This window comes from Streptomyces sp. NPDC099050 (assembly GCF_044759865.1).
Classification (GTDB): domain Bacteria; phylum Actinomycetota; class Actinomycetes; order Streptomycetales; family Streptomycetaceae; genus Streptomyces.
Window position 1 is genome coordinate 53,520 of sequence record NZ_JBIWAE010000033.1, and the last position, 10,976, is coordinate 64,495.

2 protein-coding genes are annotated in these 10,976 nt (G+C 68.1%); both read left to right on the plus strand.

The annotated features are described in order from the left end of the window. Nucleotides 1–268: 268 nt before the first annotated feature. Nucleotides 269–487, plus strand: a complete 219-nt coding sequence (locus ACIQV3_RS36430; RefSeq protein ID WP_403720385.1) for a hypothetical protein — start codon at nt 269–271, stop codon at nt 485–487. A gap of 133 nt (nt 488–620) precedes the next feature. Continuing rightward, a complete protein-coding gene (locus ACIQV3_RS36435) occupies nt 621–9,431 on the plus strand; it encodes a SpvB/TcaC N-terminal domain-containing protein (protein WP_403720387.1) in 8,811 nt (2,936 codons plus the stop codon). Nucleotides 9,432–10,976: the final 1,545 nt, after the last annotated feature.

A 10,976-nucleotide genomic window follows, 5' to 3' on the forward strand; every position in this document is an offset into this window, starting at 1 on the left:
CCGCCGAGGTCGGTGACGCCTCTCTGGTCGTGCATACCGGGGTCTGGATCTTCGGCATGGAGTTCCTGACGCTCATCTGGCCCACTTGGCAGCGCACGGCGCCGGCCGCCGACCCCACGAACCCGCAGACCACGGAGGTGCACTGATGACGGACACCCTCACCGAGACGGCGGCCGCGCCGGAAACGACCCCGCAGGAGCCAACATGGCCCGAGGCCCTGGGCGCCCGGCGCCTGGCCGGCATGCTCGCCAGCATCACCGGCTAGCCGGTGGCCGCCACCGACGTAGAGGTACTCGTCGCACAGGAACACCTTGTCGCCGTGGACTCGTACAAGGGATGGCTGTTGTACTCGACGGCGGCCGCACGCGACCTCGACGTGGATGTGGCCCCGAATCCGGGTGCGGCCGGCGGGGTCGGTCTTGGGTCGGTGCACTGGTACTCAACACCGGTCAGCATTCTGGTGAGGACGCCCGTTGCCGGATCGTGACTGCGCGGGCTGCTCTTGTCCAGAAAGCCTGTACGAACGAACGGGCATGCGGCCTACCGTTCGGTAGTACAGGGGGCGGGGGTCTTCGGATGACTCGTGCTCCGGGGACGTCCGGCGGTACGGGGGCTCTTTGATGACTGTCCAACGCGTGATCCGCGGCCGGACGGGCGTGACCATCTTCCTGTCCATGGTGCTCACCATGGCCGGGCTGACCTCGCCCGAGCTGCTCCGCAGCGCCGCCGCCGTGGGGCCGGACGCCGGGTCGGCGGTCACCGGGCCGGAGGGGCCGGAGGGCACGTCGTTCAACCCGAACCAGATCAAGGACATCAAGGCGGCCGACCCCGGCTCCGGGGTGCACCTGGTCGAGGCGCCCTCGGCGAACAACAACGGTGACGCGCGGCTGTCTTACCCGCTGGAGGTGCCGAAGGGCCGCGCGGGCCTGGAGCCGAGCCTGGCCGTCACCTACAACTCGGCGGGGGCGAACGGGTGGCTCGGCGTCGGGTGGGACCTCGCCACCCCGATGGTCACCGTCGACACCCGGTGGGGCGTGCCGCGCTACGACGCCGGACTGGAGACGGAGACCTACCTGCTCAACGGTGAGCAGCTGACCCCGGTGGCGCACCGGAGCGAGTTGCAGGCGCGCACCGCGGAGAAGGTGTTCCACTCCCGGGTGGAGGGCTCGTTCGACCGGATCGTGCGCCACGGGGACAGCCCCGCGAACTACTGGTGGGAGGTCACCGACAAGCAGGGTGTCCGCACGCTCTTCGGTGGCACGGCCGACAGCACGCTGGCCGACGGCAAGGGGCGCGTCGCGACCTGGGCGGCGCGGGAGGTCCGCGACGGCAACGACAACGTCATGCGCTACCGGCACGCCAAGGTGGCTGACGGCGGCACGGCGGGCTCCACGGTGCCGGGCAGCGACCTGTACCTGCAGAAGATCACCTACACCGGCCGCGGCGACACCGACGGCAAGTACTCGGTGACGTTCATCCGGGACCGTGAGCGCGGCGAGCCCCGCCGCGCCGACGTGCGGATCGACGCCAAGTACGGGTTCAAGAAGGTCACCGCTGACCTGCTGCGGCGCGTCGAGGTCAAGCTGGACGACCAGCTGATCCGCGCCTACGAGCTGAACTACCGGACCGGCGCGTTCGCCAAGACGCTGCTCACCTCGGTGTCCCAGTTCAGCGAGACCAACCAGCTGTTCAACACCCACACGTTCGACTACTTCGACGACGTGCGCGACCAGTCGGGCAACTACAGCGCCTTCGCCGACGCAAAAGGCTGGTCGGTGCCGGACGACGACCTCGGGGTGAACATCCGCGAGGGCGAGGCCAGCGCGATCTCGGCGAACACGTCGGTCGGCTTCGGCGCGCACCTTTTCGCGGGCTACAACGTGCAGGGGCTGCCGGCCAAGGAGGGTTCCGTCGGGTTGAAGGTCGGGTTCAGCGCGGGCCAGTCCGATGGTCTGTCGACGCTGACCGATGTGAACGGCGACAACCTGCCGGACAAGGTGTTCCGCAAGAACAACGACGTGTTCTACCGGCCGAATCTGGCCAGACCGGGACCGGGTGGTGAGCCGAAATTCGGCGACACGCCGGTCAAGCTCACCAATCTCCCGGGAATCTCGACCGAGCGCACGCTGTCCGGCACCATCGGCGTCGAGTCGTACGTCCTCACCACCTCGGCCCAGCTGGACTTCGTGGGCACCACGACCACCTCGGACCGGTTCTTCAGCGACGTCAACGGCGACGGCATCACCGACCTGGTCAACAACGGCGGCGTGCTGTTCGGCTACCTGGACGCCCAGGGGCAGCCCGCCTACAGCACGGACTCCGCCCAGACCCCGGCGCCGATCGGGGGCGGCGCGGTGACCGGCGAAATCGTCGGCGATCAGACCGCGCAGTTCAACCAGCAAGTGGACAACTCACCGCTGCTGGACTCGGTGCGCCGCTGGGTCGCGCCGTTCGACGGCAGCGTCCGCGTGGACGGCCGGGTGCAGCTGACCCAGGACCCTTCCCCGGCGCGGGCGGCCTACAGCAAGGCCGACGGCGTGCGGGTCACCATCCAGCACAAGGACGCCGAGCTCTGGGCGCAGCGGATCGGCCCAGATGACCACACCCAGTTCGCCCCGGGCAACGTGGAATCGATTCCGGTGAAGAAGGGCGACGCGCTCTACTTCCGCACGCAGTCCGTTCTGGACGGCAAGTACGACACCGTGGCGTGGGACCCGGCGATCACCTACACCAACCTGCCGGCCGGCACGGACGCGAACGGGCTGGCGAACACCGTGTTCCGCGCGTCGGCCGACTTCACCTTCGGCGGCAGGCCGTCCCTGGTGACCGTACCGGTGAACGGCACGCTGCGGCTGACCGGTGACGTGGTCAAGAACAAGGCGACCTCGGACGACGTGACCGTCGTCATCGAGAAGGGCAACGGCGTCCACGCCCCGGCGGAGGTGTACCGCAAGGTCCTGCCCGCCGCGTCGACCGGCACCACCGCGATCGACCTCAGCATTCCGGTCAGCACGTTCGAGAAGATGTCGTGGCGGCTGAAGACCGACTCCCCGATCGACGTCTCGGCCGTGAACTGGGCGCCGAAGGCGCACTACACGGCCGCGCAGGGGGTCGAGTCGCTCGTCGACGACAAGGGCGACCCCACGCTGGTGATCACCCCGCCGTACGACATGAGCATGTTCCCGGCGGACACCCTCGCCGCGCCGCAGCAGTCCTACAAGGCGACCAAGACCGGCCAGCTGAAGGTGCGGCCGAAGCTGTCCTTCGACTTCAACCTCCTCGGTGACGCGAAAATCGCGTTCACGGTGAAGAAGCGCGGCGGGCAGCTGCTCGGCAAACGGGTCTTCCAGGCCAAGGACACCTCCCCCTTCGGTGGCCCGAACCTGGACCTGACCGTGCCGGTCACCGCCGGCGACGAGCTCTACATCGACTACTCCACGACGGAGACCGGACTGTTCGGCCTGCTCGTCTCGCAGTCTGCGTCGGTCACCTACGACGTGACCTCCAGCTGGCCCACCCTCACCCCGGTGCCCAGCGCCCTGCACAGTTCCGTCGGGCAGGGCGCCTTCGCCCAGCCCTACCGCGGCTGGGGCGTGATCGGCTACCAGGGCAACCGGGACCGCGCCACCCAACCGCTGAAGCAGGCCGAACTCACGCTGGACCAGAGCTTCAAGGACGCGCTTCCCAAGGAGCCCAAGGAAGCGGACGTTCCGGGGTTCACCGCGAATCCCCGGCTCACCATGCCGCGCCTGGCGGTGTTCGCCCCCGTGCCCGCCAAGGGCGGCTGGGCCGCTCAGGACCAGTCCTCGTGGATCACCGCCGCGATGGCGACCAGTTCCCGCCTCGGCGCGGACACCATCGACATCGTCACCGACGCCGACGTGGCGGGCGACCGGGCGGTGATGCGCCGCGGCGTCACCGGCCAGGTGTCGGCCACCCTCGCGGCGGGCCCGTTCGGCGGCACCGTGGTCGGCGGGATCACCGCGGGTTCGGTCGACTACCTCGACCTCAACGGCGACGGCTACCCCGACGTCGTCGGCGCCAAGGAGATCCAGTTCTCCGACATGACCGGCGCGCTCGGCACCACGCGCGGCACCCTCGGAGGCAACGTCCGCGAGGCGGACAACGTCTCCGGCAACGTGTCGTACTCCGCGGGCAGCGAGTCCGCCACCATCGCCAGCGCCCTGGGCATGGCGGCCCCCGACGCGGGCACCAGCGCCAACACCGCCACCACCGGCGCGGTCCAACCGTCGCTCGGCATCGGCGGCAGCCTTGGCGGCGGAGAGTCCGACGTCCGCGTCGACCTGGTCGACATCAACGGGGACGGGTTGCCGGACAAGGTGTTCGCGGGCGGCGACGCCCAGCTGAACCTCGGCTATTCCTTCGCCGCCCGCGAACCCTGGTCGGCCGGACCGATCAACGACGCGTCCACCCGCAACGTCGGCGTCAACCTCGGGTTCAACGTCGACCGCTACGGCTTCGCGGGCGGCGTGTCCGCCGAGCTGGGAACCTCGTTCACCAACGCGAGCATGATGGACGTCAACGGCGACGGCCTCACCGACCGGGTGTTCACCGACGGTGCCAACCCGATCAAGGTCGCGGTCAACACCGGTACCAGCTTCGCCGCGCCCGTCCCTTTCCGCGGCAGCTTCCCCGAGATAGCCGTCGACAAGAACGCCAGTCTCGGCGCGGGCGTCTATTTCACCGTCGGCCTGCCCACTCCCGTCGGCATCTTCGTCTTCAACCCCGGCGCCAACGCGTCCACCGGCATCAGCCGGGCCGAAACCAGCCTGCGCGACGTCAACGGCGACGGCCTGGCCGACCACGTCAAGTCCACCCAGGACAACGAACTCCTCGTCGCGGTCAACAAGACCGGTCGCACCAACCTGCTGCGCTCGGTCAACCGGCCGATGGGCGCCCGCATCGACCTGGACTACACCCGCTCGGGCAACACCGCTGCCATGCAGGAGAGCCGCTGGGTTCTGTCCCGCACCTCGGTGTTCGACGGGCTCACGGGTGACGGTACCGACACGCGTCTGACCACCTTCCGCTACGAGCAGGGCCGCTACGACCGGCTGGAGCGCGAGTTCCTCGGCTTCGGCCGCGTGGTGACCGAGGACCGCGACACCGGGACGGACGACGCCGTCCGCCGCACGGTGACCGACGAGTACCGCACCGATGGATACGTGGGCCGCGGCCTGCTCATCCGCACGCTGACCGAGGACGACGCCGGCCACCCGTACCGCGAGACGCTCAACACCTACCGGCTGCTCGACACCGCCACGGGCGAGGAAGCAGACCCGAAGAGCAGGACCGCCACCGTCTTCCCGCAGCTCACCCGCGTCGAGGACAAGCACTACGAAGGCGCGGCCGCCGCAGGAAAATCCACATACACCGACCTTTCCTACGACGAATACGGCAACGTCACCCGCACCTTCGACACGGGTGACGCGGGCGCCGCGGACGATCTGGAGACCACCTACGGGTACAGCGGCTCCGCCCCGCAGTGCCGCGACCGGAACCTCGTCGGCACCGCCAACGCGATCCGGCAGAAGGCCGCGGCCACCGGCACGCTCCTACGCCACCGCGAATCCACCGTCGACTGCGCGACCGGCGCCGTGCGCCAGACGCGCGAGTACCTCGACGCCGACACCCCGGCCGTCTCCGACCTGACGTACCACCCGGACGGGAACCTGAAATCGGTGACCGGTCCGGCCAACGCCAAGGGCCAGCGCTACAAGCTGGAGTACGGCTACGAGACCACCGTCGGCGTACACGTCGAGTCCATCGAGGACAGCTTCGGCTACCGCTCGTCCACGGCGTACAACCTCAAGTACGGCCAGCCCGAGCGGAACACCGACCACAACGGCCAGCCGCTCCGGATGTCCTACGACAGCGTCGGCCGACTCGACAAGGTGACCGGGCCCTACGAGAAGGACGGCGACCAGGCCACGATCACCTTCGGCTACCACCCCGAGGCGACCGTGCCGTACGCCACGACCAAGCACCTCGACCGGGCCGCCTCGGGCGTACGCGACGACACCATCGACACCGTCACCTTCAGCGACGGCCTGGGGCGCGTCCTGCAGACCAAGAAGGACGCCTCGGTGTCCGCCTCGCCCGGGGCCACGCCCACCCAGGTGATGACGGTCTCCGGCCGGCTGAAGTTCGACCACCTCGGCCGCGCCGTGGAGAAGTACTACCCGGTGACCGAGGCCAAGGGAGCCGCGAACACCACGTTCAACGCCTCCTTCGACTCCGTGGCACCCACGAAGGACACCTTTGACGTCCTGGACCGCTCGGTCAGGACCGTGCAACCGGACGGCGTCACCACCAGCACCGGATACGGCTTCGGCGAGGACCGGGCGGGCACGACCCGCTTCAAGCGGACCGTGACCGACGGCAACGGCAAGGAGCGCCGCACCTATACCGACCTCCGGGGCGCGACCACCTCGGTGAAGGAGCTCAACGGCTCCTCGGAGATCTGGACCAGCTACGCGTACGACCCCACGGGCCAGGTCACGACGATCACCGACGACAAGAACAACGTCACGCGCGCCGGCTACGACGCACTGGGACGCCGCACTTCGTTCGACAGCCCGGACACCGGACGCTCCGAGACCCGCTACGACCTCGCCGGGAACGTCACATCGAAGATCACCGCGAACCTGCGGGCAGCGGACAAGGCCGTCGAGTACGACTACGAGTACTCGCGGCTGAAGGCCATCCGCTACCCGACGTTCCCTGACAACAACGTCTCCTACGAGTACGGGGCCCCCGGCGCACCGGACAACGCGGCCTCGCGCGTCACCGAGGTCCACGACGCGGCAGGAACGGTGAAGCGCGCCTACGGGGCGCTGGGCGAGGTGATCGAGGAGACCCGCACGATCACCGCGGTCCGCGACGCCCCGCGCACCTACACCACCGCCTGGCGCTACGACGCCTTCAACCGTGTGCTGCAGATGACCTATCCCGACGGCGAGGTCCTGACCTACGACTACGACTCGGGCGGCCAGGTCGGCCGGGCCACCGGATCCAAGAACGGCACCGGCTACACGTACCTGGACCGGGTCGACTACGACAAATTCGGGCAGAAGATCCTCCAGCAGACCGGCAACGGGGTCCGCACCACTTACGCCTACGATGCCGAGGACCGCCGGCTCGGAGCACTGAAGTCAGTGGCGCCGGGCGGAACCGCGTTCCAGAACCTGGGCTACACGTACGACAAGATCGGTAACATCACCTCGCTGGCGAACAACGCGCCGCAGGGCGGGGACATCGGCGGTCCGAGCAGCCAGACGTACGGATACGACGACCAGTACCGGCTCACCTCCGCGTCCGGCCGCTACACGGACAAGAACAACGCGGTCAACAAGTACACACTGAGCCTGGGCTACGACTCGATCCACAACACCACGAGCAAGTCGCAGACCCACGAGGTCACCGGCGGCACCCCGGCCTTCCCGCCCGCCGGCAACGGCGCGGGCGCGGGCGGCGGGGCCGGCCCGATCGAACCGGTCGAAGACCCGGACAACCCGACCGACACCCAGGACCGCACCACCTACAACTACGCGTACACCTACGACGGCGCCAGGCCGCACGCCCCCAGCAAGGTCGGCCCGGTCACCCACGCCTACGACGCCAACGGCAACCTGACCGGCACCGTCAACACGGCCGGACCCGACAAGCGCCGGCAGTACGTGTGGGACGAGGAGAACCGCCTCGTCTGCAACCAGGACACGGCAACCGGGACCCTCACGCAGGACCCGAGCGGCTGCGCCGCCGCCACCGTCGCCTACGTCTACGACGACAAGGGCGACCGCGTGGTCAAGCGGAGCGAGGACGGCCTCTCCCTCTACCCGAACCGCTACTACAGCGAACGCGACACCAGCGGCTACAAGCACGTCTTCGTCGGCGACAGCCGCGTGACGACCAAGGCCGTCGCGACCACCGGGGCCGAGGACGCTCAGCAGTTCTTCCACGCCGACCACATCGGCTCCTCCGGCTACGTCACCGACAAGCAGGGCAAGGTCACCGAGCACCTGGAGTACTTCCCGTACGGGGAAACCTGGGTGGAGGAACGGACCGGACAGGCGGACACGCCCTACCAGTTCACCGGCAAGGAACTCGACGTGGAGACCGGGCTCTACTACTACGGAGCCCGCTACTACAACCCACGGACCCAGCTCTGGGCGAGCGCCGACCCGGCGCTGCCCGACTACCTCGACGGGAGCATGGCGGGCGGCATCGCCGAGCCTCGCAACCTCGCCGCCTACACCTACGCCCACAACAACCCGGTCAAGCTCATGGACCCGACCGGCAAGTGGCCGAAGATGCCATCGTGGAAGACGATCGGCCACACCACCCTTGACGTCGTCGGCATGGTCCCGGTCGTCGGCGAGGCCGCCGACCTGGCCAACGCGGGCTGGTACGCCGCGGAAGGCGACGGCATCAACGCCGGCCTCTCCCTCGCCTCGGCCATCCCGGGCGCGGGCTACGCGGCGAACGCCGCCAAGTACGGCAACAAGGCACTCGACGCTGCACAGGCCGCCAAGAACGCCAACAACGCCACCGATGCGGCAACGACGGCCAAAGCAGCCGACACCGCACCCGCACCGAAGGCGGCAGACAGCCCGCCGGCACCCAAGCCGGCCGACAGCGGGGCAGGGTCCTGCAACAGCTTCACCCCGGAAACCGGGGTCGCGATGGCAGACGGCAAGCACAAGGCCATAGAGCAGGTGCGCATCGGCGACAAGGTCACCGCCACCGACCCGCTAACGGGAGAAGCCGGACCGCGCACGGTCACCGCGCTCATCACCGGTGAGGGCGAGAAGAACCTGGTCGAGATCACCATCACCGCCCCCGACGGACATTCGGGCAAGGTCGTCGCGACGGACAATCACCCGTTCTGGGCGCCCGAACTGGGTAAATGGCTCTACGCCAAGGAAATCGTCCCCGGAACGCTGCTGCAGAACGGCAACGGCTCCTACGTCCAGGTGAGCGCGGTGCGCGCGTGGACCGAGCACAAGCGGGTCCACAACCTCACGGTCGATGACCTGCACACGTACTATGTGCTGGCGGGGGAGACTCCGGTCCTCGTTCACAATGCAACGCCAGGTCAGAAGTGCGATCTGACCCTGGGTGCAGGCCCGAACGCCCGAGAGGGAGTAGCCCTGGAGAATGGCGATATTGAGGCACATGGTGTTCGAGATCTGATCAATGAATCAGGAAATGCGCATGGCTGCCACACTTGTGGCGCCACGACGCCTGGCACCAAGGAAGGGGACTGGATTCCAGACCACCAGCCGCCGTCTAGTCTCGTCGCCCCCGGATCTCCTCAGACGGCGTATCCTCACTGTCTGCCCTGCGCCAGGACACAGGGTGGAGTCGTATCACAACTTTCACAAGGAAAGAGCAACAAGGAATGGTAGCTGATAGCCCTGTGGTTTCATTCCTGGCGAAAATCGAACACGGATGCCTGATCTTGCGAGATGCAGGAAGTGACGATGACCTCAGCGACTGGGACCCGGCGTCGAGCAGCTGGTATCGAGATGGCAGTTCACTCATCTTCGGGGTTCAGGCAAGTGTTGATGGTCCTGTTGAATGTGAGGTGTGGAAGTCGGGTCCGCCTGTGGTGCTTCCTTTGAACCTCTTCGAGGTGTCACTCCCATGTCCGTCTGGGTGGCTCGTATTGCACGACCCGAACGAATATGCCCGAATGCAGTTCACGGGATTCCGGGGCTCCGTTATCTGTTCGGTAATGGTAGATGATCTGCAATTCCCGTCAAAGGTTCAGGTCTTGCTGAGGGTAGAAGGAAATTAGCTTCTTGGTGCTCGCAGGAGCGGGTGGGGCTCTACTTGGGAGTCTCGCCTGCTTCTCGCATGCGGCGTGAGGGCGTCCTTCTGCTGGGGAAAGTCGACCTACTGGGGTCCGCCGACCGAGGGCTTTGTCCTGCCTGCCGAACTCGACCTCGGAGTACGGGACAAGGCGCTGGACCAGCTCAGGGTCCGCCCGGTAGTGCACGCGTGGATCCTCTCCACGGCTCTGGACGTCCTGGGCGAGCGCGACGGCGGCCTTCCTGTGGGTGCCCGCCCGTGGTCGCTGTTGGCCGCCCGCATGCAGCGGCTCGGCGAGGATCACGCCCCGGCAGCGGTCGCCGACCATCTGGCCCGGCTCACCGGGGACGAGTCCTGGCGGATGGGCGCGCCCGGAGAGTTCGCCCGCCGCATGGTCCTGTTCACGCACCAGGCCCTCGCCCCCCTCGACACCTGGTGGCGACACACTCGGTCTCGGCGGCCGCCGCGCGTTCCCGCTCGACCACCACTCCGGCCGCCGCGCCTGGCACGGCGGGCGCGGCCGTGCACGGGCCGGCCATGCCCGTGCACCGCCAGCAGGCCTCCCCCGCCCGGGACCGGGGAACGCCACGCGCAGCCCTGGGGTCAGCCGCCGCCCGAGCCAGCGGAGGCCGAACCGCCGGAGGTCCAGCCTGAGTTGGGCTGTGGCCGATCGCGCGTGCTGCGCTCGGTGCGCAGCTTCACCACGACTGCAGCCGGGCCGAGCAGGGCATCCAGTGCGTCGGCGAGCCGCTGCGGGTCGCCGTCGAACGGGAGCGCGAGCTGCTCCGGGACGTCCCGCAGGACGAGTTCCAGCGTGAGCGTGGAGGCGGCCGGCCTGTGGTCTCCCCGTGTGCGTTCTCACTCATGTTGCAGTAGGGCCGTCTCTTGCCATCGCTCTGACCTGTGCTGCTGCAGGTCGATGAGACACCCCGTGATGGGTTGTTCGGGTGCTAGAGGGGTTTGACCTGTGGTGCCGCAGGTTGGATGAGAGTCCCGCAGGTGTATTGAGAATGGCGGTAGCCGCCTTGTCTGCGGGCGAGCGGGTGGGCTTGCTTCGCTTTGACGGACATCCGAGATAAGGGGCTTGGGCCCCGGAAGGATGATGTCCATCATGGAGAGCATGGCGAAGAAGAAGGTGC